This window comes from Nonomuraea sp. NPDC050328 (assembly GCF_044459405.1).
Taxonomy (GTDB): domain Bacteria; phylum Actinomycetota; class Actinomycetes; order Streptosporangiales; family Streptosporangiaceae; genus Nonomuraea.
Window position 1 is genome coordinate 1,056,112 of the sequence record NZ_JBITIW010000001.1, and the last position, 26,895, is coordinate 1,083,006.

At 69.3% G+C, this 26,895-nt stretch carries 29 protein-coding genes and 1 tRNA gene; 11 read left to right on the forward strand and 19 right to left on the reverse strand.

Annotated features, from left to right (window positions below):
- Positions 1 to 17: 17 nt before the first annotated feature.
- On the reverse strand, positions 18 to 542 hold the full coding sequence (gene rplJ, locus ACIBG7_RS04860) for a 50S ribosomal protein L10 (protein WP_357915699.1): 525 nt from the start codon (positions 540 to 542) through the stop codon (positions 18 to 20).
- Positions 543 to 815: 273 nt separating this feature from the next.
- The gene (locus ACIBG7_RS04865) at positions 816 to 1,727 is read right to left on the reverse strand and encodes a DUF1396 domain-containing protein (RefSeq protein WP_397335184.1); all 912 of its coding nucleotides are present in this window, start codon (positions 1,725 to 1,727) and stop codon (positions 816 to 818) included.
- A gap of 116 nt (positions 1,728 to 1,843) precedes the next feature.
- Here ACIBG7_RS04865 and ACIBG7_RS04870 point away from each other — a divergent pair, with 116 nt between their 5' ends.
- Complete coding sequence (locus ACIBG7_RS04870; protein WP_397335185.1) at positions 1,844 to 2,386, forward strand: MarR family winged helix-turn-helix transcriptional regulator; 543 nt, start codon at positions 1,844 to 1,846, stop codon at positions 2,384 to 2,386.
- Here the strand turns inward: ACIBG7_RS04870 and ACIBG7_RS04875 are convergent.
- The 6 genes from ACIBG7_RS04875 to ACIBG7_RS04900 form a co-directional block, all read right to left on the reverse strand.
- Positions 2,376 to 3,314 (reverse strand): epimerase, encoded by a 939-nt coding sequence (locus ACIBG7_RS04875; protein ID WP_397335186.1) that lies wholly within the window; start codon positions 3,312 to 3,314, stop codon positions 2,376 to 2,378. The two genes, ACIBG7_RS04870 and ACIBG7_RS04875, sit on opposite strands and share 11 nt — an antisense overlap.
- 149 nt (positions 3,315 to 3,463) lie before the next feature.
- Positions 3,464 to 4,183, reverse strand: a complete 720-nt coding sequence (rplA, locus tag ACIBG7_RS04880) for a 50S ribosomal protein L1 (protein WP_357915687.1) — start codon at positions 4,181 to 4,183, stop codon at positions 3,464 to 3,466.
- 70 nt (positions 4,184 to 4,253) lie between these two features.
- On the reverse strand, positions 4,254 to 4,685 hold the full coding sequence (gene rplK, locus ACIBG7_RS04885; protein WP_357915684.1) for a 50S ribosomal protein L11: 432 nt from the start codon (positions 4,683 to 4,685) through the stop codon (positions 4,254 to 4,256).
- Positions 4,686 to 4,794: 109 nt separating this feature from the next.
- Positions 4,795 to 5,565, reverse strand: a complete 771-nt coding sequence (nusG, locus tag ACIBG7_RS04890; protein WP_357915681.1) for a transcription termination/antitermination protein NusG — start codon at positions 5,563 to 5,565, stop codon at positions 4,795 to 4,797.
- Positions 5,566 to 5,620: 55 nt separating this feature from the next.
- Positions 5,621 to 5,866, reverse strand: a complete 246-nt coding sequence (secE, locus tag ACIBG7_RS04895; RefSeq protein ID WP_357915678.1) for a preprotein translocase subunit SecE — start codon at positions 5,864 to 5,866, stop codon at positions 5,621 to 5,623.
- A gap of 77 nt (positions 5,867 to 5,943) precedes the next feature.
- Positions 5,944 to 6,016 (reverse strand) — tRNA-Trp (locus tag ACIBG7_RS04900).
- Positions 6,017 to 6,227: 211 nt separating this feature from the next.
- On the opposite strand from ACIBG7_RS04900, the gene ACIBG7_RS04905 reads away from it, so the two are divergent.
- Entirely contained in the window at positions 6,228 to 7,430 is a 1,203-nt protein-coding gene (locus ACIBG7_RS04905; protein ID WP_357915675.1) for a pyridoxal phosphate-dependent aminotransferase, read from the forward strand.
- 74 nt (positions 7,431 to 7,504) lie between these two features.
- On the opposite strand, the gene ACIBG7_RS04910 is transcribed toward ACIBG7_RS04905, so the two are convergent.
- Complete coding sequence (locus ACIBG7_RS04910) at positions 7,505 to 8,386, reverse strand: PASTA domain-containing protein (RefSeq protein ID WP_397335187.1); 882 nt, start codon at positions 8,384 to 8,386, stop codon at positions 7,505 to 7,507.
- Complete coding sequence (locus tag ACIBG7_RS04915; RefSeq protein ID WP_357915669.1) at positions 8,383 to 8,883, reverse strand: SigE family RNA polymerase sigma factor; 501 nt, start codon at positions 8,881 to 8,883, stop codon at positions 8,383 to 8,385. The genes ACIBG7_RS04910 and ACIBG7_RS04915 overlap by 4 nt, the downstream gene beginning before the upstream one ends.
- A 55-nt stretch (positions 8,884 to 8,938) precedes the next feature.
- Here ACIBG7_RS04915 and ACIBG7_RS04920 point away from each other — a divergent pair, with 55 nt between their 5' ends.
- On the forward strand, positions 8,939 to 9,958 hold the full coding sequence (locus ACIBG7_RS04920; protein ID WP_397335188.1) for an adenosine deaminase: 1,020 nt from the start codon (positions 8,939 to 8,941) through the stop codon (positions 9,956 to 9,958).
- On the opposite strand, the gene ACIBG7_RS04925 is transcribed toward ACIBG7_RS04920, so the two are convergent.
- Both ACIBG7_RS04925 and ACIBG7_RS04930 read right to left on the reverse strand, forming a co-directional pair.
- Entirely contained in the window at positions 9,947 to 10,666 is a 720-nt protein-coding gene (locus ACIBG7_RS04925; protein WP_397335189.1) for a hypothetical protein, read from the reverse strand. The two genes, ACIBG7_RS04920 and ACIBG7_RS04925, sit on opposite strands and share 12 nt — an antisense overlap.
- Positions 10,653 to 11,192, reverse strand: coding sequence for an RNA polymerase sigma factor (locus ACIBG7_RS04930; protein WP_357915662.1), 540 nt, complete (start codon positions 11,190 to 11,192; stop codon positions 10,653 to 10,655). Before ACIBG7_RS04930 ends, ACIBG7_RS04925 begins: the two co-directional genes overlap by 14 nt.
- A gap of 119 nt (positions 11,193 to 11,311) precedes the next feature.
- On the opposite strand from ACIBG7_RS04930, the gene ACIBG7_RS04935 reads away from it, so the two are divergent.
- From ACIBG7_RS04935 to ACIBG7_RS04960, 6 genes are all read left to right on the forward strand, one after another.
- Positions 11,312 to 12,043: a class I SAM-dependent methyltransferase gene (locus ACIBG7_RS04935; protein WP_397335190.1), complete on the forward strand. Its 732-nt coding sequence runs from the start codon at positions 11,312 to 11,314 to the stop codon at positions 12,041 to 12,043.
- Positions 12,044 to 12,094: 51 nt separating this feature from the next.
- Positions 12,095 to 13,108, forward strand: a complete 1,014-nt coding sequence (locus ACIBG7_RS04940; RefSeq protein WP_397335191.1) for a DUF5685 family protein — start codon at positions 12,095 to 12,097, stop codon at positions 13,106 to 13,108.
- 58 nt (positions 13,109 to 13,166) lie between these two features.
- Positions 13,167 to 15,029: an acyl-CoA dehydrogenase family protein gene (locus tag ACIBG7_RS04945; protein ID WP_397335192.1), complete on the forward strand. Its 1,863-nt coding sequence runs from the start codon at positions 13,167 to 13,169 to the stop codon at positions 15,027 to 15,029.
- A 186-nt stretch (positions 15,030 to 15,215) separates the two neighbouring features.
- Complete coding sequence (locus tag ACIBG7_RS04950) at positions 15,216 to 16,502, forward strand: extracellular solute-binding protein (protein WP_397335193.1); 1,287 nt, start codon at positions 15,216 to 15,218, stop codon at positions 16,500 to 16,502.
- 69 nt (positions 16,503 to 16,571) lie between these two features.
- Complete coding sequence (locus tag ACIBG7_RS04955; RefSeq protein ID WP_357915647.1) at positions 16,572 to 17,471, forward strand: sugar ABC transporter permease; 900 nt, start codon at positions 16,572 to 16,574, stop codon at positions 17,469 to 17,471.
- Positions 17,471 to 18,319, forward strand: a complete 849-nt coding sequence (locus tag ACIBG7_RS04960; RefSeq protein ID WP_397335194.1) for a carbohydrate ABC transporter permease — start codon at positions 17,471 to 17,473, stop codon at positions 18,317 to 18,319. The genes ACIBG7_RS04955 and ACIBG7_RS04960 overlap by 1 nt, the downstream gene beginning before the upstream one ends.
- Positions 18,320 to 18,362: 43 nt before the next feature.
- Here ACIBG7_RS04960 and ACIBG7_RS04965 read toward each other — a convergent pair whose 3' ends face one another.
- From ACIBG7_RS04965 to ACIBG7_RS04990, 6 genes are all read right to left on the reverse strand, one after another.
- Entirely contained in the window at positions 18,363 to 19,508 is a 1,146-nt protein-coding gene (locus ACIBG7_RS04965; RefSeq protein WP_397335195.1) for an acetyl-CoA C-acetyltransferase, read from the reverse strand.
- A gap of 87 nt (positions 19,509 to 19,595) precedes the next feature.
- Positions 19,596 to 20,207 carry a hypothetical protein gene (locus tag ACIBG7_RS04970; RefSeq protein WP_397335196.1) on the reverse strand — a complete coding sequence of 204 codons (612 nt, stop codon included), beginning with the start codon at positions 20,205 to 20,207 and terminating at the stop codon, positions 19,596 to 19,598.
- A gap of 13 nt (positions 20,208 to 20,220) precedes the next feature.
- A complete protein-coding gene (locus tag ACIBG7_RS04975) occupies positions 20,221 to 20,949 on the reverse strand; it encodes a class F sortase (protein ID WP_357915635.1) in 729 nt (242 codons plus the stop codon).
- Complete coding sequence (locus ACIBG7_RS04980) at positions 20,946 to 22,271, reverse strand: hypothetical protein (protein WP_397335197.1); 1,326 nt, start codon at positions 22,269 to 22,271, stop codon at positions 20,946 to 20,948. The genes ACIBG7_RS04975 and ACIBG7_RS04980 overlap by 4 nt, the downstream gene beginning before the upstream one ends.
- 152 nt (positions 22,272 to 22,423) lie before the next feature.
- Positions 22,424 to 23,197, reverse strand: coding sequence for a class F sortase (locus tag ACIBG7_RS04985; protein WP_357915629.1), 774 nt, complete (start codon positions 23,195 to 23,197; stop codon positions 22,424 to 22,426).
- Positions 23,194 to 24,573: a hypothetical protein gene (locus ACIBG7_RS04990; RefSeq protein WP_397335198.1), complete on the reverse strand. Its 1,380-nt coding sequence runs from the start codon at positions 24,571 to 24,573 to the stop codon at positions 23,194 to 23,196. Before ACIBG7_RS04990 ends, ACIBG7_RS04985 begins: the two co-directional genes overlap by 4 nt.
- 167 nt (positions 24,574 to 24,740) lie before the next feature.
- Here ACIBG7_RS04990 and ACIBG7_RS04995 point away from each other — a divergent pair, with 167 nt between their 5' ends.
- Positions 24,741 to 25,886, forward strand: a complete 1,146-nt coding sequence (locus ACIBG7_RS04995) for an acyl-CoA dehydrogenase family protein (protein ID WP_397335199.1) — start codon at positions 24,741 to 24,743, stop codon at positions 25,884 to 25,886.
- Between the two features lie 83 nt (positions 25,887 to 25,969).
- Positions 25,970 to 26,134, forward strand: a complete 165-nt coding sequence (locus ACIBG7_RS05000) for a hypothetical protein (protein WP_357915620.1) — start codon at positions 25,970 to 25,972, stop codon at positions 26,132 to 26,134.
- On the opposite strand, the gene ACIBG7_RS05005 is transcribed toward ACIBG7_RS05000, so the two are convergent.
- Positions 26,091 to 26,885, reverse strand: coding sequence for an alpha/beta fold hydrolase (locus tag ACIBG7_RS05005; RefSeq protein ID WP_397335200.1), 795 nt, complete (start codon positions 26,883 to 26,885; stop codon positions 26,091 to 26,093). The genes ACIBG7_RS05000 and ACIBG7_RS05005 overlap by 44 nt on opposite strands.
- Positions 26,886 to 26,895: the final 10 nt, after the last annotated feature.

Consider the following 26,895-nt stretch of genomic DNA (forward strand, 5'->3'; position numbering starts at 1 on the left):
GCAGCAATCCCCGGGGATTACTCGCCGGACTGCTCGCGCTTGGCGCGCAGCGCGTCCGCGAGCTGAGCCATCTGCGTGGGCAGCGCGGCGAACATGGCGGCAGCAGCGGACTGCTTCGCCTTCATCGCACCGGCCAGCTTCGCGAGGAGAACCTCACGGGACTCAAGGTCAGCGAGCTTGGTGATCTCCGCGGCGTTGAGGGCCTTGCCCTCCATGAAGCCGCCCTTGATCACCAGAAGGGGATTGGCCTTGGCGAAGTCGCGCAGACCCTTGGCCGCCTCGACGACGTCACCGGTAACGAAGGTGACGGCGGTCGGGCCGACCAGGAGGTCGTCCAGACCAGTCACGCCGGCCTCAGAGGCGGCGATCTTGGTCAGAGTGTTCTTCGCCACGGCGAACTTCGCGTTCCCACCGAGCGCCACACGAAGCTGCTTGAGCTGTGCGACGGTGAGACCGCGGTACTCGGTCAGAACGGCGGCGCTGCTGCCCTCGAACTCGCTCTTGAGCTCGGCAACGGCTGTCGCCTTATCCGCCCTCGCCATGGGCCTCCTTCCAGATGTGCCGCCGGACATGAAAAACGCCCCGTGCGCAGGCGCAGCGGGGCTCGACCCGGAATCCGGGCGGAATCTCACATCACACCTACGCGGGCCGTCCACTTGACGTGGAACCTTCGGTCTCTCAGGACACACCTGAAAGACGACCGGCGGTCTTTGGCACAAGTCAGAATAGGGCAGGACTGTCAAGAAACCAAATCGGCGCCCGGCCGAGGCCGGACGCCGAACTGGTTCGCCTTGCTACCGCGCTGTCGGGACCGGTCAGCCGGTGGCGCTCGGCGACGGAACCGCCGAGGTCTCCGGGGCCGGCGGAGCCGAGGTGTCGGGCGAGGCCGGTGCCGGGGTGCCCGTCGCGGGGCCGCCCTGCGGCAGGTCGCCGACCTGGTCGGCCGGCGGCGGGGTGATCGTCACCGGCTCGTTGAAGCCCTTGAAGAAGAGCGTGGCGTCGAGCGTCCCGCCCTCCTTCGAGCCGTTGAGCGCCAGCTTGCGCGGCAGCCCGTCGGCGGCGACCCAGATGTCGAACTTCACGTCCTTCAGCTCGGCCAGGTTCTGGCGCGCGCGCTCCTGCTGGTCGGCGGGGAGCGTCAGCACCGCGAGCTCGACCGGGAACGTGCCGCTGTAGTGCGTGGTCTCGACGTTGTCGACGGTCTCCGTGCCGACCGACTTCACGTCCTTGGAAGCCGTCACCAGCTTGGTCACCGTGGCGAGATCGAACTGGCGCACCTGGTCGAGGTACTTCTGCACCTCGGCGGCCGGGCCGACCTCGTTCAGCTTGACCTGGATCCAGGGCTTCGACGAGTTGATGATCTGCTTCAGGGCTTCGACCTTGATGTAGACCGTGTCGCCCTTGAGGACGGCGCGCACCCCACCGGGCAGTTGCTGCCCGCCGAAGTCCACGGTGTCCAGGGTCACGTCCACGGCCAGCTCGGGCTGGCTCTGGTAGAGCATCCGGCCCTGAACCTTGCCGGCGCCCTGCTGCGGATGCGTGACGTTCACCACGGCGTCGACCGTGTAGCTCGACACCTGCTGCGTCTTCTGCGCGGCCTGCTGCAACACCTCCGAAGCCGCCAGGTTCACCTGGAGCGGCTGGGTGGCCGTACCGCAACCCGCCACCGCGAACAGCGCGGCAGCGCCTGTCGCGGCGGCAGCGAGAATGATCCTGCGCTTCACCATGTTTTCGACCCTACGTGGAGGATTCACTTTTCGGCGTCTGCCCGACTGGATCTCAGGGAAACCCCAGGGTCACCCCTGGGTAGATCGTGAAGCACGTACTAATATATTTTCTTACCATGAATGACGTAACTACTTTGGACCGCGATCCCGACGGCACCCTCTTCGACCCCCGCGTCCGCGAGGCCATGAGCCGGCTCGCCGACTCCCCCGCCGACCTGCTCGCTTTGGAGACCAGCGGAGCCGTGCGCACCGCCTACCACGCGGTGGAACGGTTGCGCGCGCACGGCTCGGAAGGCCGCGGGGTCAGCGCCGGCGCACTCGACCTGCTGGTACGGCTCAACACGGCCGGCCGTGGCGTCGGCATCGGTGAGCTGGCCCGCGCCGCCGGGGTGAGCTCGCGCAACGTGACCGGCCTGGTCGACACCCTTGAGCGCGACGGGCTGGCCCGCCGTACCGGTGACCCGGCCGACCGGCGGGCGGTGCTCGCCGAGATCACCCCGGCCGGCCAGGAGTGGATCGCCGCCTTCCGCAAGCCCGCGCAGCTCGCCATGCGCGCGCTCTTCCAGGGCTTCTCCCCCGACGAGCTGACCGCCTTCCGCGACCTGTGCCTGCGCCTGGCCGCCAACCAGCAACGCCTCGCCGAGCACCTCAGCCGGTAGCCCGGCCGCCGAGGAGGGACAGCAGGTCGTCCTCCTCCTCGGCGGTCAGTCCCGAGCGGCTGACCACGTGGCCAGACTCGCGCAGCCAGGTCAGCGTGTCGCGCGCGCTGTCGGCGACCGGCCGGATGCGCAGCCCGGCGTCGATGGTCGCCGAGGTGTCACGAGCCATGAAGCCCGCGTACTCCGGCAGCGGCACCCACATCGGCAGCGACCGCGGCCCCATCCACGCCTCCACCTTCTGCTCGACCAGGAACTCCTGGTCGGCCCACACCAGCTCGGGCTCGACCCCCACCCCGGCGGCGATCTGCGCGAGCAGCTCCCCGCGCGTGAAGGGCATCGACATCCCGTCGTACGGCCCGGCCAGCCTCGCCTGCGCGGCGTCGAGCGACCAGGCGGCCAGGTCACGCACGTCCACGAGCTGCACGAGATCGCCGGGCGAGCCCGGAGCCAGGACGGGCCCTCCGCGCGCCAGCCGCTCGACCCAGTAGGTGAACCGGTCGGAGAGGTCTTCCGGCCCCACGATCAGCCCGGCCCGCACCAGCAACGCGCCCGGCCCGAAGAGCTGCTCGCAGGCCACCTTGGCGGGTCCGTAGTTGGCCGGGTCCGCCTCGTCGGCGTCGGCGGCCAGCGGCTCGAAGACGTTCTGGTCGGCGACGCCGAAGTCGCGGTAGACGCTGGCGGAGGAGATGAACGTCCAGTGCCCCACCCGGCCGGCCAGCTCGGTGACGGCCCGCCGTACGTGGCTCGGCTGGCGAGCGACGTCGACCACCAGGTCGAAGTCACCCCGCACCGCCGCGAGACCGTCGTCGAGACTCCGGTCCACCCGGACGAACTCGACATCGGCCGGCGGATCCCCCGCCATGCCGCGAGCCGCACACACCACCTCGTGACCGCGCTCGCGAGCCTGCCGCGCGATCTCCCTGGACAAGAACCTGGTACCGCCTAGAACAAGCGTCCGCATGCCCTCATCCTCGTCCACCCGGGGGCGAACCCCACAGCCGCTTCACTTCCAGCGCAAAACAGAACCGCCCCGCCGGAGGACTCCGGCGGGGCGGTTCGTGAAACGACCTAGCGGTCTCAGACCTCGAGCTCGGCGGTGAGGCCGCGCACCAGGTTGGGGTCGACCGGGACGCCAGGGCCCATGGTGGTCGAGAAGGTGACCTTCTTCAGGTAACGCCCCTTCGCCGCGGACGGCTTGAGACGCAGCACCTCGTCGAGGGCGGCGGCGTAGTTCTCGATCAGCTGACGCTCGTCGAAGGAGGTCTTGCCGATGATGAAGTGAAGGTTCGCCTGACGGTCGGTGCGGAACTCGATCTTTCCGCCCTTGATCTCGGTGACGGCCTTCGCCACGTCGGGGGTCACCGTGCCGGTCTTGGGGTTCGGCATCAGACCACGCGGGCCGAGGACGCGGCCGAGACGGCCGACCTTGCCCATGAGGTCCGGGGTGGCCACGACGGCGTCGAACTCGTTGAGCCGGTTGCCCTTGGCGATCTCGTCGATCAGCTCGTCGGCGCCGATGATGTCGGCGCCCGCCTCGCGGGCGGCCTCGGCACGGTCACCGGTCGCGAAGACCAGGACCCGGGCGGTCTTACCGGTGCCGTGCGGAAGGTTGACCGTGCCACGCACGATCTGGTCCGCCTTGCGAGGGTCGACGCCGAGGCGGAGGGCGACCTCCACGGTGGAGTCGAACTTGGTGGTGGCCGTGTCCTTGGCCAGCTTCGCGGCCTCGGCCGGCGAGTACAGCTTGTTGCGGTCGACCTTGGCCGCCGCGTCCTTGTGCGCCTTGCTGCGCTTCATGTGAATCTCCAGAAAGAGGAGTCTGTGGTGCCGGGCCAGCGCGTGGCCCTCCCACGGGGTCGGACAGGTCTTACTCGGCGACGGTGATGCCCATCGACCGGGCGGTGCCGGCGATGATCTTCTTGGCGGCCTCGATGTCGTTGGCATTGAGGTCGGGCATCTTGGTCTCGGCGATCTGGGTGAGCTGCTCCTGGGAGAGCTTGCCGACCTTGTCCTTGTGCGGGACCGCGCTGCCCTTGTCGATGCCGAGCGCCTTCAGGATGAGCCTGGGCGCGGGCGGCGTCTTGGTGACGAAGGTGAAGCTGCGGTCTTCGTAGATGGTGATCTCAACGGGGATGATGTTGCCCCGCTGGGCCTCCGTCGCAGCGTTGTACTGCTTGACGAAGTCCATGATGTTGACACCGTGCGGACCGAGGGCGGTACCGACGGGGGGCGCCGGGGTGGCCTGGCCAGCGGGAAGCTGGACCTTGACCAGAGCGGCAATCTTCTTCTTCGGAGGCATTTCCTACTCCGGGTCCTGATTGGGTGATGCAGTCCGTACCACGGATGTGGCCAGACATGTCGGAACCCCGCCCTTCGCGAGGGACGGGGACCGAACGACTTAGTGTATGTCAGATCTTGGAGACCTGGTTAAACGAAAGCTCGACCGGGGTCTCGCGACCGAAGATCGACACCAGCACCTTGAGCTTCTGCGACTCGGGGCTGATCTCGTTGACCGTCGCGGGAAGCGTGGCGAAGGGGCCGTCCATGACGGTGACCGACTCGCCGATCTCGAACTCGACCGAAGGGCCGGCGGCCTTGGCCTTGGCCTGCTTGACCTCGGCGCTCGGCTCGGGAGCCAGCAGCTTGGCGACGTCGTCGAGGCTCAGCGGGCTGGGCTTGTTGGACAGGCCGACGAAGCCGGTGACGCCCGGGGTGTTGCGGACGGCGGCCCAGGACTCGTCGGTCAGCTCCATGCGGACCAGGACGTAGCCGGGCAGCACGCGCTCGCGGACCGGGACCTTCTTGCCGCTCTTGAACTCGTCGCGGGTCTGCGTCGGCACCTCGGTCTGGAAGATGTAGTCCTCCATGTTGAGGGAGACGGTCCGGGTCTCGATGTTGGACTTCACCCGGTTCTCGTAACCCGCGTAGGAGTGGATGACGTACCACTCACCAGGCTGGCCGCGCAGCGACTGCTTGAACTCCTCGACGGGGTCGACCTCGACCTCTTCCTCGTCCTCGGCGTCAGCCTCGTCCTCGGAAACGGCGTCGGTCTCGTCCTCGGAAACGTCCTCGTCCGCATCCTCGGCGGAGAGCTCGGCGTCCTCGGTGGTCTCTTCCGAGACGGTCTCCTCGTCCCACTCTTCCCGGGACTCGTCGGCCGGCAATGAAGACTCGGACACGATGACTCTTCCTCTTCCGTCGAATGCGAATGTCGGCACCAGTTCGGTGCTGGGATCACTTCCCGCCGAAGATGCGCAGGACACCCTCACCGAAGAGCCAGTCGAGCCCGTAGACGATCCCGACCATGATCAGAACGAATACCAGAACGACCGTCGTGTAGGTGACGAGGTCTCTGCGTGTCGGCCAGATGACCTTACGGAGCTCGTTGACGACCTGCCGGTAGAAGAGCGCGGGAGTAGTCCTGGACTTCTTCTCACCACTCGGCTTGTCTGCGGTCTCGCCGCGAGTGTCGATCGCCACAGTCCTCACCTGAATCTGTCGTCGTATCCAGCACATCGCGGCGCGCTTTCACGCCTTCATGCGCGGACCGCAACTCGCAGGGCAAGAGGGACTCGAACCCCCAACCGCCGGTTTTGGAGACCGGAGCGCTACCAATTGCGCCATTGCCCTATGTCGTCAACCAGCCTACCCGGTTGCCGCCGCTGACCGAACCTTCGCGCGTCACGACATGCGAACGCTCAGCCGAGGCCAAAGTGTACGGGTGATTGACCGAAACGTCGAACCAGAACCTGATCGCCCTGCTCATCGGGCGCGGAGCCGCCTGTGAAAGCAGCCGAGCCGCCTGTGAAAGCCGCGGAGCCGCCTGTGAAAGCATGGGCGCATGTCCACCCGACCCCGTGTCTCAGCACGAATCTCCGCGATCTCGGAGTCCGCGACCCTGGCCGTGGACGCCAAGGCCAAGGCCATGAAGGCCGCAGGGCGGCCGGTCATCGGTTTCGGCGCCGGCGAGCCCGACTTCCCCACGCCCGGCTACATCGTCGAGGCGGCCGTCGCGGCGGCGCAGGATCCCAAGAACCACAAGTACACGCCGGCCGGCGGCCTGCCCGAGCTGAAGCAGGCGATCGCCGACAAGACGCGCCGCGACTCCGGCGTCGAGGTCACCGCCGACCAGGTGCTGGTCACCAACGGCGGCAAGCAGGCGGTCTACGAGGCCTTCGCGACGCTGCTCGACCCGGGCGACGAGGTGCTGGTGGTGGCCCCGTACTGGACCACCTACCCCGAGGCGATCAAGCTCGCCGGCGGCGTGCAGGTGGACGTGGTCACCGACGAGACCAGCGGCTACCTGGCCACGGTCGAGCAGCTCGAGGCGGCCCGCACCGAGCGCACCAAGGTGCTGCTGTTCGTCTCGCCCTCCAACCCGACCGGCGCGGTCTACTCGCGCGAGCAGGTCGAGGCGATCGGCCGCTGGGCCACCGAGCACGGGCTGTGGGTCGTCACCGACGAGATCTACGAGCACCTCGTGTACGGCGACGCCGAGTTCACCAGCATCGCGCACCACGTCCCGGCCGACCACGTGGTGATCCTGAACGGCGTGGCCAAGACCTACGCGATGACCGGCTGGCGGGTGGGCTGGCTGATCGGCCCGAAGGACGTCGTCAAGGCGGCCACCAACCTGCAGTCCCACGCCACCTCCAACGTCTCCAACGTGGCCCAGGTGGCCGCGCTGGCCGCGGTGAGGGGCGACCTGGACGCGGTCGAGGAGATGAAGACCGCCTTCGACCGCCGCCGCAGGACGATGGTCCGGATGCTCAACGAGATCCCGGGCGTGTTGTGCCCCGAGCCCGAGGGCGCCTTCTACGTCTACCCGTCGGTCAAGGCGCTGCTCGGCAAGGAGCTGCGCGGCCGCCGCCCGCAGACCAGCGCCGAGCTGGCCGAGCTGGTGCTGGAGGAGGCCGAGGTCGCGGTGGTGCCGGGCGAGGCGTTCGGCACGCCGGGCTACTTCCGGCTGTCCTACGCGCTGGGCGACGACGACCTGGCCGAGGGCGTCAGCCGGCTGGCCAAGCTGCTCTCCGAGGCCCGCTAGCCGCACGCGGTTTCGCGGACACGACGTGCGCCCCGGCCGGTCCATACCGGCCGGGGCGTTCGCGTGTCCGCCGGTCAGCCGGTCCGCTCCACTCCCCTGGCGACCTTGAGGAGCTCCTCCTTGACCGCGTCGGTGCCGCCCAGCTTGGCGGCGCGGTCGGGGCTCATCTTGATCTGGACCCACAGGTCGCCGAGCGGCCACACCACGGTCGGCGTCTGGAGCTCGCCGGTGACGCCGAGGTCGTGCAGGCTGCCGGTCTCGTGGACGCTGGCGATCCCGCCCTCGGCCGAGCCCACGTCGACCCGGTCGTCCATCTTCTCCAGGAGCTTCGCCGGGTCCTCGGTGGCCTTCCCCTCGAAGACGAAGACCTGGAGACCGTAGTAGCCCTGCGGGTGGCCCGGCTCGTCGTAGGTGGTCGAGTAGCTGGTGACGCCGAAGGTGTCCTTGACCGACCACCTCCCCCACCTGAGGTCGTCGGGCAGGTAGGTCAGCCGGATCCCGCCGAAGGCGCGGCCGTCGCCGAGGTCGCCGAGGTGCTGGGCCCGCTTCCGCGCGGAGTAGAGCTGGATCTCGGTGCCGGGCTTGACCAGGGTGCCGGCCGCCGGGTCCTGACTCGTGACCTCGCCGGGATCGGTGCGCAGGACCGGCTTGAGCCCGGCCTGCTCCAGCCTGGCGGACGCCTGCTCGGGGGGCATCTTGACGACGTCGGGGACGGCCACCTCGGTGACGACGCTGGCCGAGGTGGCGGCGTTCTTGCCCGCAGGCTCCGGTTCGACCAGGAGGAACGCCGCGCCCCCGCTGACGGCGACGACCACCAGGGCCGTGCCGACCGCCCGGGCGCGCAGCCGGCGGGCACGGCTGCCACGCCGTACCGCCGCGGCCAGGCCCGCGGGGCCGCGCACGTCCTCCACCTCCCGGCTCATCGCCTCGCGCAGCAGGTCTTCCACGGTGCTCATCGCAGTGCTCCTTCCAGGTCGAGGACGCGCTCGCGGAGGCGGGCGAGCCCCCGTGCGGCCTGGCTCTTCACGGTGCCGACCGAGCACCCGAGGTACGCGGCCGTGTCGGCTTCGGAACGGTCCTCCCAGTAGCGCAGCACCAGCACCGCGCGCATCCGCGGCGGCAGGCGGCGCAGCTCCCCGAGCAGGGAGTCGCGCAGGTCGGGATCGGCTCCGAGGGCGGGGGTGTCGGGCAGCCGGGCGAAGGTGATCTCCTGGATCACCCGGCGCCGGCGCGAGCGCGAGATGGCCGCGTTGACCACGACCCGGCGGGCGTACGCCTCGGGGTTGTCCTCGCGGATGCGTGCCCAGTGCCGGTAGACCTTCTCCAGCGCGTGCTGGACCAGGTCCTCGGCGTCGTGGACGGAAGCGCCGCAGACCAGGACCGCGGTCCGGAGCAGGGAGGTGCTTCTGGCAGCGACGAACTCATCGAAGGCCGCCTCGTCTTCATCGGTCATGGACTCCCCTTTCGCCCTCCCAACGCGGCCGCAGGGCATAAGGTTGAGAGGCAATATGGAACGACCGTTGCACACGTTGCCCAAGGCCCATCTGCACCTGCACTTCACCGGCTCGATGCGGCACTCCACGCTGATCGAGCTCGCCCGCGAGCAGGGCATCCACCTTCCCGACGCGCTGGAAGAGGACTGGCCGCCCAAGTTGCGGGCCACCGACGAGCGCGGCTGGTTCCGCTTCCAGCGGCTCTACGACATCGCCCGCTCGGTCCTGCGCCGCCCCGAGGACGTCTACCGGCTGCTGCGCGAGGCGGCCGAGGACGAGGCGGCCGAGGGGTCGCGCTGGCTGGAGATCCAGGTGGACCCGTCCGGCTACGCCCAGCGGTTCGGCGGGCTGACCGCCACGCTGGAGCTGGTCCTCGACGCCACCGAGCAGGCGGCGCGCGCGGCCGGGATCGGCATGGGCGTGATCGTCGCGGCCAACCGCACCCGGCACCCGCTCGACGCCCGCACCCTCGCCCGGCTGGCCACGCAGTACGTGGACAAGGGGGTGGTGGGGTTCGGGTTGTCGAACGACGAGCGGCGGGCGCAGGCGCGTGACTTCGAGGCGGCCTTCCGCATCGCCAGGCGGGGCGGGCTGCTGGCCGTACCGCACGGGGGTGAACTGCTCGGGCCGCGCAGCGTCGAGCAGTGCGTCGATGACCTGCGCGCCGACCGGGTGGGGCACGGCGTGCGGGCGGCGGAGTCGGCGCGGCTGATGGAACGGCTGGCCGACCGGCAGATCTGCTGCGAGGTCTGCCCGACCTCCAACATCGGCCTGGGCGTGGTCGAGCAGGCGGCCGACGTGCCGGTGCGGCGGCTGTTCGACGCCGGGGTGCCGCTGGCGCTCGGGGCCGACGACCCGCTGCTGTTCGGTGCGCGGCTGCTGCCGCAGTACGAGCTGGCCAGGCACGTGTACGGCTTCCGCGACGCGGAGCTGGCCGAGCTGGCGCGGCAGTCGATCAGGTCGTCGGCCGCGCCGGAGTCGATGCGCAAGCACGCGCTGAAGGAGATCGACGACTGGCTCGTCTCACCGCAGTGAGCGGGCGACCTCCAGGGCGCGGTCCCGGTCCTTGACGCCCTCCAGGCGGTGGCCGACCTCGCCCTCGCCCCACACGAGCGTCGCGTCGGCCACCCGGAGCGGCACCTCGCGGCCGTCCTGGCGGGTCAGGTAGGACAACACGTGCGGTTTGGCGATCCACCAGCCGCTGCCGCCGCCGATGGCGAGTTCCTCCGGCCAGTCGGCGCCGCCCATCCGCTTGAGGAACATCGGGCTGACCCCGCCGGCGAACTGGTCGAGCCGGACGCCGTCCGGCCAGGTCATGGTGACGATGCGGCCCCACTCGGCGACCCGGACCCGGGCGGGCGGGCCGAGCTCGGCGGGCAGGCGCAGCGGGAAGGGCGCGACGCGGCGGGCCTCTTCCAGGGTGGCCTCGCGCTCGGCCGGCAGGCTCGCGGTGGCGGTCGGGGTCCGGCCGGGGTCGCCGACGCGGATCTCCACGCCGGTGGAGCGCACCACCCAGATCGTCGCGGCGGCGGCCAGCGCGAGCACGACCGCGACGATCACCGCGATCAGTCCCCACCGGCGTCGCGCGGGCACGCGGCCGGCCGGGCGGGGCTCGGGCTCCGGCCGCTCCAGCCGGGCTCGTACGGCTGCCGCCGTCTCGGCGGGCGGCGGGGCGGGCACGTCGAGCAGGTCGCCGAGCGCGAGCAGCTCGGCCTCCAGGTCGCGATCGTCACGCGAGGTCATGGCCCACCTCCTCCCGCAACCGGGCCAGCCCGCGATGCGTGCGGGACTTGACGCTGCCCACCGGGCAGTCCAGCACCTGGGCGGTCTCGGCTTCGGACAACTGCAGGAAGTACCGGCACACCACGGCTTCGCGTTCCCGTTCCGGCAGCCGGCGCACCGCCTCCAGCAGGCGGGTGCGGCGGTCGGCGGCCACCGCGCTGCCCTCGGGGTCGTCGGGCGCGGTCACCGGGGCCTGGGCGCCGAGCCGTACGGTCAGGTCGGAGCGGCGGCCGCGCGAGCGGGTGAGGTTGTGGGTCTCGTTGGCGACGATGCGCAGCAACCACGGGCGGAAGGGCGCGTCGCGGCGGAAGCCGGCCAGGTGGCGGTAGGCCTTCACGAAGGCCTCCTGCACCACGTCCTCGGCCTCGTCGCCGGCGCCGAGCATGGCGGCGGTGCGATGGGCGAGCGCGCTGTAGCGGGCGACCAGCGCCTCGTAGGCGCCCAGGTCGCCGGCGAGCGAGCGGGCAACGGCCTCTTCGTCGTCCATGGCAGCGACAGGATTCCATCGCATGGGGCAGGCTTGGGGGAAGGGCTTTTGGTGAACCGGGGTCGGTCCCGGGCATTAGACTCTGGCAATCCGTGACCTCTCGCGAAGGACCGTAACGCATGTCTGGCTACGACCGCGTAGTACAACCGGCCGCCGGTGACGAGGCCTTGGAGAACCACCTGGGTGGCGACGAGGCCAAGAACTACCGGCAGTACGAGTTCGACATGGTCGCGCCGCACGTGGGCCGTTCGCTGCTGGAGATCGGCTCGGGCCTGGGGCACTTCGCCGAGCAGTTCCTGCCGCGCCTCGACCGGCTCGTGGTCAGCGACTTCGACCCCTACTGCGTGGAGCAGCTCCGCAAGCGCTTCGCCGACAACCCCGACGTGGGGGTGCTGCAGTTCGGGCTGCCGACCGACATCCCGCTGGAGGACAAGGTCGACACGGTCGTGATGATGAACGTTCTGGAGCACATCGAGGACGACGCCGAGGCGCTGCGCTCGCTGGCGCGCGTCACTCAGCCGGGCGGCCGGATCGTCATCTGGGTGCCGGGCTACATGCAGCTCTACGGCGACTTCGACCGCAAGGTCGGCCACGTGCAGCGGTACACGCCCAAGACGTTGCGTTCCACGGTCGCCAAGGCCGGACTCGACATCGACGTGCTCAAGCCGATCAACTTCCTGGGCGGCATCGCCTGGTGGGCGGCGGTGCGCCGGGGCGGCGTGGGCTACCCCGACCCGAGGCTGGTCAAGATCTACGACCGCACGGTGGTGCCCGCGACCCGGTTGATCGAGCGCTTCATCCGGCCGCCGTTCGGCCAGACGGTGTTCTGCGTGGCCCGCGTTCCTCACTGAATCGGACATCCGCCCTTCTGCCGGACCGACATTCCCGGTTAAATACCGGGAATGTTCGGAATTGTCCGCCCGTGCCGTCATCGCCTCTGCGGCAACCTCCATCGCGAGTGGATGTCCCACCTGTGCGGACTCTGCCTGACCCTGCGTGACGAGCACGGCCACCTCAGCCGGCTCGTCACCAACTACGACGGGCTGCTCATCTCGGTCCTCGTCGAGGCGCAGCGCCCCGAGGTCTCGCCCCGCCGACGCGCGATGGCCTGCGCGTTGCGCGGGTTCAAGGGCGCCGACGTGCTCAGCGCGCACGACGAGGGCGCGCGGCTGGCCGCGGCCGTCTCGCTCGTGCTGGCCGCCGCCAAGGCCCGCGACCACGCCGCCGACGGCGACGGCCGGCGGCTGGTCACCGCCTCGGCCGCGCGGATGGCCACGCGCTGGGACGCCGCCGGCGCGCGGGGCGGCTCGGCGGTCGGTTTCGACACCTCCGTGCTGACCGACGCCGTCGCACGGCAGGCCGCGCTCGAAGCCGACCCCACCCGCGGCCTGCTGGAGCTCACCGAACCCACCGAGACCGCGGTCGCCGCCGCCTTCGCGCACACCGCGGTCCTGGCCGGCAAGCCGCACAACGCCGCCGCGCTGGGCGACATCGGCCGCTTCTTCGGCCGGATCGTGCATCTCGTGGACGCCGCCGAGGACCTGGCCGAGGACCGCCGCCGCGGCGCCTTCAACCCGCTCCTGGCCACCGGCACCGGCCTGGCCGAGGCCCGGCGGCTGTGCGAGGACGCCTGCTACGGCATCGAGGTGGCCTTCGCCGAGCTCGACCTGGTCCGGCCCGCCCTGGCGCGCACGCTGCTGGTCCGCGAGGTGGCCCGCGCCGCCACCCACGCCATGGACGGCGCGGCGGGCATCCGGCACGTGGCCTCGGCCAAGCAGGAACAGGACCCGAACAAGCAGCAGAGCTCCCACTGCGACGGCATCTGCGACTGCTGCCAGTGCTGTGACTGCTGCAAGTGCTGCGGCGACTCCGACGGCGACGGCTGCTGCAACGGCTGCGACTGCGGGTGCAACTAGCGCGGAGATGCGGGTAGTCGCCTTCCGGCCCGAGAGGTAACGTCGGCGGGAGGACGCCATGAGCGAGTACGCCAAGGCAAGAGAGCTCGGCGAGCAAGCCAGGGAGAAGGAGTGGCGGCGGCCGAGCTTCGCCAAGCAACTGTTCCTCGGGGACTTCCAGCTCGGGCTGGTGCATCCGGCGCCCGCGCTGCCGGAGGAGGCGGCCAAGCGGGGTGAGGAGTTCGTCCGGGCGGTCCGCAGGTTCCTCGACACGAAGGTGGACCCGGCCCGCATCGAGCGGGAGGCGCTGGTGCCCGACGAGGTGGTCCGCGGGCTGGCCGAGCTCGGCGCCTTCGGGATCACCACGAGCGAGGAGTACGGCGGGCTCGGCCTGCCGTACCTCTACTACTGCCGGGCGCTGATGCTGGTCGGCTCCTACAGCCCGGCGCTGGCGACCATGCTCTCCGCGCACCAGTCGATCGGCGTGCCGCAGCCGCTGAAGCTGTTCGGCACCGAGGAGCAGAAGCGGGAGTTCCTGCCCCGCTGCGCCCGCGGCGAGATCTCGGCGTTCCTGCTGACCGAGCCGGACGTCGGCTCCGACCCGGCGCGGCTGTCCACCACGGCGGTGCGCGACGGCGACGACTACGTCCTCAACGGCGTCAAGCTGTGGACGACCAACGGCGTGATCGCCGACCTGCTGGTCGTGATGGCCCGCACCGGCGAGCGGATCAGCGCCTTCGTGGTCGAGGCCGGCTCCCCCGGCATCACCGTGCAGCGGCGCAACCAGTTCATGGGCCTGCGCGGCATCGAGAACGGCGTGACCACCTTCGAGGACGTGCGCGTGCCGGCGCGCAACCTGATCGGCCGCGAGGGCGACGGCCTGCGCATCGCCTTGACCACGCTCAACACCGGGCGGCTGGCGCTCCCGGCGACCTGCGCGGGCAACGCGAAGTGGGCGGTCAAGGTCGCCCGCGAGTGGAGCACGGCCCGCGTGCAATGGGGACGCCAGGTCGGCGAGCACGAGGCGGTCGCCAAGAAGATCGCCTTCATCGCGGCCACCGCCTACGCCCTGGAGGCGATCTGCGAGCTGACCAGCCGGATGGCCGACGACGCAGCCAACGACATCCGGATCGAGGCGGCGCTGGCCAAGCTCTACGCCAGCGAGATGGCGTGGCAGGCGGTGGACGAGCTGGTCCAGATCAGGGGCGGGCGCGGTTACGAGACCGCCGAGTCGCTGGCGGCGCGCGGCGAGCGGGGCGTGCCGGCCGAGCAGATCCTGCGCGACCTGCGGATCAACCGCATCTTCGAGGGCTCCTCGGAGATCATGAAGCTGCTCATCACCCGCGAGGCCGTGGACGCGCACCTGGCCGCCGCTGGCGAGCTGATCCAGCCGGACGCCGGCCGGCAGGAGCGGGCCCGCGCGCTCAAGCGGGCCGGCGCCTTCTACGCGCGCTGGCTGCCGTCCCTGCTCACCGGCGCGGGCCAGTTGCCCACCGGGTACGGCGACTTCGGGCCGCTCGCCCGGCACCTGCGGTTCGTGGAGCGGACCAGTCGCAAGCTGGCCCGGTCCACCTTCTACGGGATGTCGCGCTGGCAGGGGCGGCTGGAGCACCGGCAGGGCTTCCTCGGGCGGGTCGTCGACATCGGGGCCGAGCTGTTCGCCATGACAGCGGTCATCGTCAAGGCCGAGGAGGACGCCCGCGAGCTGGGCCGCCGGCCGTACGAGCTGGCGGACACCTTCTGCTTCCAGGCCCGGCGCCGGGTGGACGCGCTGCTCGCCCGGCTGTGGGACAACAGCGACAAGCAGGAGGTACGGCTCGCGCGGTACGTGCTGGAGGGCCGTTACGCCTTCCTGGAGGAGGGCATTCTCGACCCCTCCACGGACGGCCCGTGGATCGGCGCGCCGACCGGCGGGGAGAACGTGCGGCGATCCGTCACGTAAGTGGCGGTCTAGACCGGTTTTGCTCTTCCGTTTTCAAACCGATATGCACCGGTATAGACCGCGTGTTGGACAGCGGCCTACGCTGACGCAAACGCGTGGAGCAGTGGCTCTCGCGACCCCATCCCTGGGCGGCTTCCCGCGGTGGTATAGACCAGACGCGCGCCCGACGAGAAGGCGGTTTAGACGGTGAACAAGAAGTTCGTAGGCGGGGCCGCTCTGGCCCTCGCCGCAGTGCTCACCCTCGCCAGCTGCGGCTCCGGCTCCGGCTCCGGAACCGCCCCGGCGGGCGGCGGCGAGACCAAGGCCGCGGGCGGCGAGCCCGTGACCCTGAGCCTGGTGGCGGCCGAGTACGGCGACGGCCCGGGCGCGCCCAACTCCAGCGAGACCTTCTGGAAGGGCATCTCCGAGTCCTTCACCAAGGCCAACCCGAACATCAAGGTCGACGTCAAGGTCCTGAGCTGGACCGGCATCGACGACGCGGTCGCCACCCTGATCCAGAACGGTCAGGTCCCCGACATCCTGCAGCTCGGCGGCTACGCCGGCTACGTCAAGGAGGGGCTGCTCTACCCGATCGACGACGTCATGTCGCCGAACGTCAAGAGCGACATCCTGCCCAGCTTCGCCAAGCTCGGCGAGGCCGACGGCAAGATGTACGGCGTGCCGTTCATCTCCTCGGCGCGCGCGCTGTTCTACAACAAGGAGCTCTTCGAGAAGGCCGGCATCGCCGAGCCGCCGAAGACCTGGGACGAGCTGAAGGCCGCGGCCGAGAAGCTCAAGGCCGCCGGCGTCAGCCAGCCGTACGGTCTCCCGCTGGGCCAGGAGGAGGCGCAGGCCGAGTCCTTCCTGTGGATGATGGGCAACGGCGGCGGCTACACCGACGCCTCCGGCAAGTGGGCCATCAACTCCGCGCAGAACAAGGAGGCCTTCACCTTCCTGAAGGGCCTCGTGGACGCCGGGCTCACCACCCCGAACCCCGGCACCAAGAACCGCAAGGACGTGTGGGCCGACTTCGCCGCCGGCAAGATCGGCATGGTCAACGGCGGACCCATGGCGATGCCCGGCTTCGACAAGGGCGCCGTCAACGGCAAGTACGGCGTGACCGTGACCCCCGGCAAGTCCGGCCCGCTGACCACCACCCTCGGTGTCGCGGACTGGATGATGGCCTTCAACAAGAACGGCCACAAGGAAGAGATCAAGAAGTTCTTCGACTTCTTCTACGGCACCCCCGACGCCTCCAAGAAGATCATCGACACCTACAAGTTCACGCCGGTGACGCAGTCCGCGGCCACCGCGCTGAGCAGCGACGAGAAGCTCAAGCCCTTCCTCGACGTGCTCCCGAACGCCACCTTCTACCCCTTCACCGACCCCAAGTGGGAAGAGGTCAAGACCCAGACCCAGCAGACGATCGGCAACATCGTCAAGGACCCGAACGGGACCCTGGACAACCTGCAGAAGATCGCCGACGGTAGCTGACCCTGGTGAAGGTACGGCAGGCGGAGGCACGACTCCGCCTGCCGTGCCTTCTCGCACGAAGGAAGCAGAATGATGCAGCGTAGAGCGAAGGGGTTGCGCGCCCTCGAGCCCCTGGCCTGGGTCGGACCGGCGGTCGTGCTGATCGCGCTGGTCGTCATCTGGCCGATCATCGAAATGGTCAGGTCGTCCTTCCTGAAGATCAGCAAGTTCGGTGTGGTCTCGGGCGGCAACGGCACGAAGAACTACGAGAAGCTGTTCGACGACCCCAACTTCTGGCCGATCATGGGGCGCAGCGTGGTCTGGGTCGTGGCCGTCGTCAGCCTCACCGTGCTCGTCTCGCTGGCTCTCGCCCAGCTCTTCAACCAGCGCTTCCCCGGCCGCAAGGTGGCCCGCTGGGCGCTCATCGCGCCGTGGGCGGCCTCGGTGCTGATGACCTCGATCATCTTCCGCTGGATGCTCGACCCCGAGGTCGGGCTGATCAACATCATCCGCGTCAAGCTCGGCTTCCTGCCCGCGATGGGCGGCGCCGAGGCCGACCTGCTCGGCGACCCCTCGACGGCGATGCCGTGGCTGATCTTCGTCGCGGTTTTCGTCTCGGTGCCCTTCACCACCTACGCGCTGATCGCCGGCCTGGCCACGATCCCCTCGGACATCTACGAGGCCGCGCGCATGGACGGGGCGAGCAAGCCGCGCATCTACTGGTCGATCACGCTGCCGCTGCTGCGCCCGGCGCTCACCGTGGCGGCGCTGATCAACGTCATGAACGTCTTCAACAGCTTCCCGATCATCTGGTCGATGACCGGCGGCGGGCCCAGCTACCAGACGGCGACCTCGACGATCTTCATGTACGTGCTCAAGGGCTCCGACCTGGGCGAGTCGGCCGCGATGTCGGTGGTCAACTTCGGCATGGTGATCGTGCTGACCGTCATCTTCCTGAAGGTCTCCAAGTGGAAGACGGAGGTCGCGTGATGGCCCACGCGCTGAGCCACCGCCCGCGGCGGCAACTGCCCAAGATCAAGACGGTGATCGTCGCCGCGGTCGCCTACGTGATCGCGCTGATCTTCATCTTCCCGTACGTGATCATGTTGCTCACCTCGCTGCGCTCCCAGGAGTCGCTGCGCGAGGCGACGATCCTGCCCCCGGTGTGGGAGTGGGGCAACCTGACCGACTTCTTCACCAGCGGCCTGGTCGACAACCTCGTCGTCACCCTCCAGGTGGCCGGCGGCTCGACCGTGCTGGTGCTGCTGGTGGCCCTGCCCGCGGCCTACTACACCGCGCGGCACAACTTCCGCTTCCGCACCGGCTTCCTGATCCTGGTGCTGATCACCCAGATGTTCCAGCCGACCGCGATGCTCGTCGGCATCTACCGGGAGTTCTTCCAGTTCGGGCTGGTCGACTCGGTGTGGTCGCTGATCCTGGTCAACGGCGGGTTCAACCTGGCGTTCGCGGTCTGGATCCTGAACGCCTACTTCTCCTCCATCCCGCGCGAGCTGGAGGAGGCCGCCTTCATCGACGGCAACGGGCGCTTCGGCGCGCTGTTCCGGGTGACGCTCCCGCTGGCGATGCCGGGCGTCATCACCGCGCTCATCTTCACCTTCATCGCCGCGTGGAACGAGTTCGTGGTCGCCCTCGTCCTGGCCACCTCGAAGGAGAACCAGCCGCTGACCGTGGCGCTGAACTCCTTCATCGGTCAGTACCAGGTGGACTGGCAGCACCTGTTCGCCGGCTCGGTGATCGCCACCATTCCGGTGATCATCCTCTTCGCGCTCATCGAGCGGAAGGTCGTCGGCGGGCTGACCGCGGGCTCCATCAAGTAGAAGAGGGGCCCCCTGGATCAGGGGGCCCCTCTTCTTTTGCTTTCTAAAGGCGCTCGATGATGGTGACGTTGGCCTGGCCGCCGCCCTCGCACATCGTCTGCAGGCCGTAGCGTCCGCCGGTGCGCTCCAACTCGTGCAGCAGCTTGGTCATCAGGATCGCGCCGGTGGCGCCCAGCGGGTGGCCCAGCGCGATGGCGCCGCCGTTCGGGTTGACCTTGGCCGGGTCGGCGCCCAGCTCCTTGATCCAGGCCAGCGGGACCTGCGCGAAAGCCTCGTTGATCTCGGTGACGTCGATGTCGCCGATGCTCAGGCCCGCCTTGCTCAGCGCCCGCTGGGTGGCGGGGATGGGCGCGGTGAGCATGTAGACCGGGTCGTCGCCCATCAGCGCGAGCTGCACGATCCGGGCCCGCGGGGTCAGGTTGTGCTCGCGCACCGCCTGCTCCGAGGCGATCAGCACCGCGCCGGAGCCGTCGGAGATCTGCGAGGCGGTCGCCGCGGTGATGTGCGTGCGGTTGGGGACGGGCTGGAGCTCGGCCATCTTCTCCAGCGTGCTGTCCGGGCGGGGGCCCTCGTCGTCCTCGACGCCGTTGATCGGGGCGATCTGGTCCTTGAAGTAGCCGTTGGCGATCGCCTTGGCGGCGCGCTGGTGGCTCTCGTAGGCGAAGCGCTCCAGCTCGGGGCGCTCCAGGCCCCACTTCTGGCTCATCAGGTCCGCGCCGCGGAACTGGGAGATCTCCTGCTTGCCGTACCGCTCCACCCAGCCGTCACCGAACGGGAAGGGCATGCCCTTCTCCAGCGCGGCGGTGATCGAGGAGCCCATGGGGACGATGCTCATCGACTCCACGCCCGCCGCCACCACCAGGTCCTGGGTGCCGGACAGGACACCCTGGGCGGCGAAGTGGATCGACTGCTGCGAGGAACCGCACTGCCGGTCGATGGTCACACCGGCGGTCGTCTCGGGCAGGCCGGCCGACAGCCAGGCGTTGCGCGCGATGTCCATGCTCTGCGGGCCGAACTGCATGACGCAGCCCATGATGACGTCCTCGACCGCGGCCGGGTCGACGCCGGTGCGGTCCATGAGCGCCTTCAGCGTGTGAGCGGCGAGGTCGACCGGGTGGACGGTGGACAGCCCGCCCTTCTTCTTGCCGACCGGGGTACGGACCGCTCCGACGATGTACGCCTCTGCCACGATGCCTCCAGAACTTCATTCGGTAAGTGGCAGCCTACACTCCCCCAGAGCGACGTTCTAGTTGCGCACGGGCCTCGGCCCCGCGGGTCAGTCGATGCGGAAGCGCCAGCGGTCGACGGCGATGCCCTGGAAGCGCTCGGCCAGGGCCAGCGCGACCTCCCGGTCCTCCAGCTCGATGCGGCAGGGCTCGGAGCTGTACGGCTCGAGCGTACGGCCCGCCGGCGAGGGGTCGGCGGCCGGGATCAGCACGGCGTCCTTGTACTCCACGACGCCGTAGTCGCGGTCCTCGGCCTCGCCGAGCAGCTCTTCCAGTTCCTCGGGCTGGGGGCGGACCGGGAGCAGGACCAGGAACTTCTCGTCCTCGTCGGCCGGATCCACCACCTCGCCGCGGCAGACCGTCAGGCCCTCCAGCCGCAGGGCCAGGCCCTCGGCCAGGTAGCGGTCGAAGAAGTCCAGCGGGAGCGGGCCCTCGGCCTCGACCCGGCAGGCCCACGGGGTGTCGAACTCGCCGCCGGTCAGCTCCGGCTCGACCTCGACCGGGGCGTGGATGCGGCAGTCGGCGGCCAGGATGTCGTCGCGGTCCTGCCTGGCTTCGGGGTCGGCCAGGAGGATCAGGGCCAGGAGCTGCGATTTTTCCGGCTTTTTCGGAAATATCGCAGTAGGGCCGGTCTTGATACGTCGTTTCGCCAACCAGCCCATGCCGGCCTCTCCCTCACGACCTATAAGAGCTCGTCATCGTCGCGTAGACGATGATGTTGTCCGTGTAGTGCCCGGTCTTCCTGTTGTACGTGCCGCCGCAGGTGATCAGGTGCAGTTGCGCGTTCTCCTGATCCCCGTACACGCGTTCCGTCGGGAACACCGTCTTGCCGATCTGCTCCACGCCGCCCACCGTGAACACCGCGGTGGTGCCGTCGTAGCGCTGCACCTCGATGATGTCACCGTTGCGGATCTCCCCGACCCGGCTGAACACCGCGCTCTTCGTCCTGGTGTCCTTGTGGCCCAGCATCACCGCCGGGCCGTTCTGCCCGGCGGTCGGACCGTGCCGGTACCAGCCCACCAGGTTCGTGTTGTCGGCCGGCGGGGTCTCGATCGCGCCGTTCTTGTCGATGCCGACGTCGCGGATCGGGGCGTTCACGCCCAGCCGCTTGATGATCAGACGCTTGGGCGTGCTCGGCTGCATCGGCGGTGCGGGCACCACCTGCGGCAGCGGCGGCGGGGCCGTGGGCGGGGCCGACCACAACACCTGCTTCGCCGGGCCCTGGCCCTCGGCCTGGGGCTGCGGCTGGGCGTCCACGCTCAGCGAGTCGCGCTCGCTGGCCAGGCCGTACTCCGCCGGGTTCATCACCATGATCAGAAGCCCGACGACCACCGTCACCACGCCCAGGACCGCCGCGAAGATCAGCGTCGACCTGAGTACCTTGCTGCTGGTCTCCACGGTCACCCTCGGACGCTACGGCGACGCCGCATCATCAGCCCACCGACCCCGGCCGCCAGGATCATCGCGGTGCCCGCCATCACGAAGTTCCGCCCATCCGGCCCCATCTCCCCACCGCCACCGGTCTCGGCCCCAGCCTTCGGCGTCTTGGTGACCTTCCCGATCGGCGTCTTCGGCGTCTCCGTCACCACCACGGTCTTGGTCGTGGTGGGGCGGGGGGTGGTCGGGGTGGGGGTTGGCGTAGGGGTCGGGTTGTTCCCGGTGGCCGCGGCGACGGTGAAGGTCCAGGTCTTCGGGTTGGCGGTCTGGACCTCGCACTGGATCTTGGGCTCCGTGCCGCCTGTCGAATTCGCGCCGAAGTTCACCGCACCCGCCTTCATCGTGGCGGTGCCGGCGGCGCTGGCCGTGGACTTCAGGTCGATTCCAGCGGCGGGAAGCGTGATCGGCTGGTTGGCGGTGACGGTGCCCGTCGTGCCATCTCCTGTAGCCGACGTGAGTCCCGTGATGCCGGTCAGCGTCGCATAGGCGAAGATCTTGGCACCCAACGTGCCGGTCGCCGGGCCCTTCAGCTCCTTGCCTGCCGTGTAGGTGCCCTTCCACTTGATCGTGAACTGGGAACCGACCTTGGCGTCCGTCGGAGCAGTCAGCTCGACCTTGATCTGGACGTTCTGGACGTCACTAGCGGTCGGGCCGGTGCACTTGTAGTCGATGACGTCGGTGCCCGTCCCTCCGCCTCCGCCGCCGGAAGTGGTGGTGATCAGGTTGGTCGGAGTGGCGCTGGTGACGTTGCAGGTCGTCTCTTCCTCCGCGGTCCCGGTCGCCGCCACAGTGCGCAGCATGACGCCCAGCGTGCCTGCCGCAGGCGGCGCGACGGTTACGGTCGCGCCGGACGGCGTCACCGTCTCACTCTTCTGAGGGACCGTGATGTTGGCATTGGCTGAGGCGGCGGTGGTGAGGGTCATGTTCTGGTCGATGGCAAGGGCGGCGGGCGTGCCGCCGGTCACCGTGAGGTCGCCCTCGATCTCGATCTTCGTCTGTGCCGCGAGTTCCTTGGTCGGCTTGAGGGAGACGAAGTCCCACTTCACCGGGAAACTCGTCGTCGCGCTGGCCACCGCATCCGGAGTAGTGATCTTCGCCTGCACGTTGGTGGTGCCGGCGAAGGCCCCGCCGGTGCAGGTGAAGTTGATGGTCATCGTCTGGTCGACCGCAGCGTGCGCCGCTTGAGCCGTGCCGAGCACAGTCAGAACGGAGCCCGTCAGAACCACCATCGCGCCCAAGGCGGAACTCTTGCGGGCGAAGCGGCGAAGCCACGCCTTGGACGTCAACACTGTCAATCTCCGTTTCAGCACAGATGACCGGTTCAACAGGCGATCCAGGATTCCAGTCGTGGGTCACAGTTAGGTTGAGATCCTACGAACTGTCCCTGGGAATTGCCCGGAAACCGCAAAAACCGTCACAAGGTCACCAGATGTACCCGGCATCAACCTTTCTTCAGTGACAACGTCGCGTAAACGATGATGTTGTCCGTGTAGCTGTGGTCGGCGGCGTTGTACACGCCGCCGCAGGTGATCAGCCGGAGCTGCGAGTCGGAGGTGTTCCCGTAGACCCGGTCGGTCGGGAAGGACGACTTGCTGACCTGCTCGATCCCGCTGACGGTGAAGCGCACGACCTTGCCGTCGGAACGCGACACGTAGATGTTGTCGCCCTTGGACAGTTCCCGCAGCCGGTTGAAGACCGCGGCGCCCTTGCGGGTGTTGACGTGGCCGTTGATGATCGCGGGGCCGACCGCGCCGGGGACCGGGCTGAAGCGGTACCAGGCGGTGAGGTTCGGCTTGGCGAGCGAGGGCACGCCGAGGTCGCCCTTCTCGTTCACGCTGACCCGGCCGACGGGCGCGTTGACCTTGATCTTGGGGATGCGGATCCGGAGCGGACGCACCTTGCCCCGCGCGGTGGTGGCGAAGGGCTTGGTGATCTTCTTCGGGTCCGCGGCAGGCGGCGGCGGCGCCTGGAGCTGGGCGGCGGTCAGCGGGAGCGGCTGGCCGTCCGTGCCGAGCCCGCCCGGGCCGACCGACGCCGGGAGCTGGAAGGCGCCCGCGTTCTGGACGTCGACCTTGACCACGCCCTGCGCAGCCAGGGGCGAGACCCGCGAACCGTCGTCCACCGGCGGCACGAGCATCAGGAGCCCGGCCATGATCGCGCCGACACCGGCCAGCGAACCGGCCACCATCAGGCCGGGAAGCAGCTTCTTGCTCATGCCTGGATCCCCTTCGGGAGCGCCACGCGGCGCCGTCGCATCATCAGTCCGCCTGCCGTACTGCCGACCAGGAGCACGCTCCCGCCCAGGAGCAGGTAGTACGGCTCGCTGCCCGGATCGGGCGCCTCACCCGAGGCCACGCCGCCCTTGGGGGTCTTGAGCACCTGGGCCTTGACGTAGGTGGTCTTGGTGGGCGTTGGCGTGGGCGTCGGGGTGGTGGTCGTCGTCGTCCCCTGCCGCTGCCCGACCGCCCGCTCGGGGAGCTGGATGATCGGGTACGGGTTCTGGTGGTGATCGTGGTCGTCGTCGTCGGGGTTGCCCGGGTTGGTGGGCGGGTCATCCGTCTCGGTGGGAGGCGGGGTGGTCGTGCTGGTGGGGGGCGGGGTCGTAGTGGTGGTGGGCGACGGGCTCGGCTTGGTGATGGTCACTTCCATCTCGTCCGGACCGCTCTGCAGCGTGCAGGTCGCCTGGTTGTACTCCGGCGGGTTGAGCATCTTGCCGGTGCGCACCCGGAAGGCGTCGACGTAGGCCTTCTTGTCCTCGGTGTTGATGACCTCGACCGTGTGCTGCCCGTAGGCGAGCACGGGAGACTCCCAGAGCACTTCCTTGCTCTTGGTCCCGGTCATCTCGATGCCGTTCCGGTCGCGACCCGGCTTCACCAGCGAGTCGGTCACCGGCTGGCCGTCAAGGAGGACCCGCACGTCGCCGAGGTCGCGCTCGCGACGCCCGACGTAGGCGACCTGGGTGCCGACGAAGGTGAACTTGGAGATCGCGTCCTTCGTCGAGGTCGTGTGCAGGTCGTTGAGGTGGTCGCCGAACTCCTCTTCGGTGTGCTCGCGCACCCATCCGCCGGTGTAGGTGATGTCGGGCCGGTGGTTGTTCACCACGACCTCGCCCTCGGCGGGGGTGAACTTGACCTTGAGCCCGTCGAGCTTGATCCGGATCGTGCCGTCGCGCTCCACCGAGCCCGCGTCGGACAGGCCGGACGGGGTCTCCAGGTAGTTGCCCGGCTCGAGCTGAGGCTGGGGCACACCGCCCTTGGGGTAGAGCCTGCCGTTCCAGGCGCCGCTGATGTTGACGGCCGCTTCGAGGCTCAGGATCGAACCTGCCGCGAAGTAGCCGGGAGAGCCGAAGCGGCGGACCGCGTCGTAGGTGAGCTTGTACTCCACCGCCAGCCGCGGACCGGGGCTGCCGGCCAGGACCTTCGGAGTGACCAGAGCCTCGACGGGGACCCCGATACTTCCGGCGACGCCGCCGGTACAGAGGTAGCGGGCGACGATGCCCACTTCCGCGGACTGCGCCGAGGACGCCGTGGTGGCGACCAGCGCGGTAGCCGCGGAAAGCCCGACTGCGGAGGCGGCCAATGCCAGACGCATGCGACTCACGGAACACTCCGATCACACCAGTAAACCAAAGGTAGATCTTAGAGGCCGAAACGAAACCAAACAGGACCCTCTCCACGACTTGTGATGAACCCGTGTCTCGGCCCAGGAAGCACCAGAACGATATTCTGAACCGACTGATCCCAGCCTGGAGGCGAGCGATGCGGAGAGACCTCTTCGAGGAAGAGCACCTGCTGTTCAGGGAGACCGTGCGGGAGTTCATGGCGCGCGAGGTCACCCCTCACCACGACCAGTGGGAGAAGGACGGCATCATCCCGCGCGAGGTGTGGAAGAAGGCCGGCGAGGTCGGGATGTTCGGGTTCTCGGTGCCCGAGGAGTACGGCGGGGCCGGGATCACCGACTTCCGCTACAACACGGTGATCATCGAGGAGATCATCCGGAGTGGCGCCTCGGGTCTGGGCTGGGGGCTGCACAACGACGTGGTCGCGCCGTACCTGGTGGAGCTGACCGACGAGGAGCAGAAGCAGCGGTGGCTGCCGGGCTTCGCCAGCGGCGAGCTGATCACGGCGATCGCGATGACGGAGCCGGGTGCGGGCAGCGACCTGCAGGGGGTCAGGACGACGGCGATCCGCGACGGGGACCACTACGTGGTCAACGGCCAGAAGACCTTCATCACCAACGGCATCAACTCCGACCTGGTCGTCGTGGTCGCCAAGACCGATCCGGCGGAGGGCGCGCGGGGCATCACGCTGCTGGTGGTGGAGCGCGGGATGGAGGGTTTCACCCGGGGCCGCAACCTGGAGAAGGTCGGGCTGAAGGCGCAGGACACCGCGGAGTTGTTCTTCGAGAACGTCCGGGTGCCGGTGGCCAACCGGCTGGGCCCGAACGAGGGCGAGGGCTTCTTCCATCTGATGAACAACCTGCCGCAGGAGCGGTTGTCGATCGCGGTGGTCGCGGTGGCGGCGGCCGAGGCGGTGCTGGAGATGACGCTGGAGTACTGCCGGACCCGGCAGACCTTCGGCCGCACGCTCGGCAAGTTCCAGAACACCCGGTTCGTGCTGGCCGAGCTGGCCACCGAGGTGGAGATCGCCCGGCACTACGTGGACAAGTGCATCGTGGCGCTCAACGCCAAGGAGCTCACGGTGGTGGACGCGGCCAAGGCCAAGTGGTGGACCACGGAGCTGCAGAACAAGGTCATCGACCGCTGCCTGCAACTGCACGGCGGTTACGGCTACATGCTGGAGTACCCGGTGGCCAAGGCGTGGCTGGACGGCCGGGTCCAGACCATCTACGGCGGGACGACGGAGATCATGAAGGAGATCATCGGCCGGTCCCTGAACCTCTGACCGCCACCTGCAGGCCGCTGCCCCGAAATCTCTGACCCCCGACAGCAGGCCGCCGCGCCGGATTCTCTGACAAACTGGAGAATATGGACGGCGGCCTGATCCTCCTGGTTTTCCTGGCCTTACTGTTCGCCTGGGGCCTCAACCGCGTGCGGCGGGCCCTGCGGCTGGGCCCGGTCGGCTACGCGGGCGTGATGATCGTCTTCATCATCGCCATGCTGCTGATCTGGGGCCAGACGCTTCGAGGATGACCCCGGCCACCAGCGCGGGATCGTCGCTCATCGGCACGTGCCCGCAGCCCTTGAGCAGCTTGACCCGCTGCCCGGACCACTTGGCCGCCCGTACGGCCTGGCGGCGCAGCAGCAGCCGGTCGTGCTCGCCCCACGCGATGGTGATCGGCGACTTCGGCGGCGCGGGCGGCAGCAGCCCGCCGAAGGAGGCGAGCGTCCGGTCGAAGCCGGTCGACTCCGCGAGCGCCTGCGTGGCCTCGGCCAGCGCGGTGGGCGTGAGCCGGGCGGGATGCGCGACCAACAGCCCAGACGACAATGCCCGTCCCGCCGGGTTCTCGGCCAGCCGGCCGGCGAGCCGGGGGTCGGTGGATCGGGCCGAGGCGCGCATCGCCCGCAGCACCGACTGCGCCCACACCAGTTCGGCGCGCGACCAGAACCCGGCCGGCGACAGGGCGGTAGCCGTACTGACTCCACCCCTGGAGGCCAGCTCCAGCGCGATGTAGCCGCCGAGCGAGTTGCCCGCCACGTGCGGCTCGCGGACGCCGAGCAGCGCGCAGAAGGATTCGACCGCGTCGGCCAGGCTCTCGGCGGTGTACGGCACGCCCGCCGGCAACCCGGGCGAGCGCCCGAACCCCGGCAGGTCGACCGCGATGACGTCGTGGTGCTCGGCGAGCCGGTCGAGGACCGGCCGCCAGGCCTGCCAGTGGTGGCCGATGCCGTGGACGAGGATCAGCGCCGGTCCGGATCCGCGGCGCTCGAATGCCAGCTCCATGCCGTCGAGT